Annotated in this window: 1 protein-coding gene; it reads left to right on the forward strand. The window is 57.5% G+C overall.

From position 1 onward, the window contains the following. Positions 1–271 precede the first annotated feature (271 nt). Entirely contained in the window at positions 272–592 is a 321-nt protein-coding gene (locus tag ACFHWU_RS29335) for a lactococcin 972 family bacteriocin (protein ID WP_416592330.1), read from the forward strand. The last annotated feature ends 8 nt before the right edge of the window (positions 593–600 follow it).

Below are 600 nucleotides of genomic sequence, written 5' to 3' on the forward strand. Positions count from 1 at the left end.
TGGTACCACTACCGATCCAGACTCACATGATCAAGTCACAAAGTACGGCTGCCCTACTAGGCGGACAAAGTCAGTCAACGAGAAATGATTACCAACCACGACCCTACAATCCCAACAAAACCACCTGACTCGTGCATTTACATCTGACAATTTGTATAACAGGGTTTAGTAATTCGGGCCGAGGTCGTCAAACACGGGAGGAAAGTTGACGATGTCCACAATTAGCACACCCCTCAAGGTTCGAGCATCGCGGTTGGCTGCCGGCGTCTCGATGGCCTTCCTCGTAATCGCGGGGACTGCTGACGGGGCTCAGGCCGCCTCTGGCGGCGGAGCCGAGTCGAACGGTGGAATTTCCATCCAGGCCTGCGAAAGCGCCGGAGGCGGCGACTGGTGCCACGGCACCTCGGCTGACGGCGCCCTAAAGAGGTGCTACTCCAACTACAAGCACAACCTGAACTACCACAGCTCCACCGCAGCCATGGCCAGCCAGACGCAAACGAGGTACGCCAGCGCCGGCTACTGGTCTGATGCCTCAGTGACACGGGCACGGCAAAGTCGGCCGGGTTGGTGTTTAGGCTGGTTGGAGCTGTAGGAGTTTGA

The sequence above is a fragment of the Micromonospora sp. LOL_015 genome, from assembly GCF_048060275.1.
Classification (GTDB): Bacteria; Actinomycetota; Actinomycetes; order Mycobacteriales; family Micromonosporaceae; genus Micromonospora_E.

Excerpts from the sequence above, each read along its gene's own strand:
- ACFHWU_RS29335 (WP_416592330.1), top strand. The coding sequence starts at position 272 with ATGGCCTTCCTCGTAATCGCGGGGACTGCTGACGGGGCTCAGGCCGCC.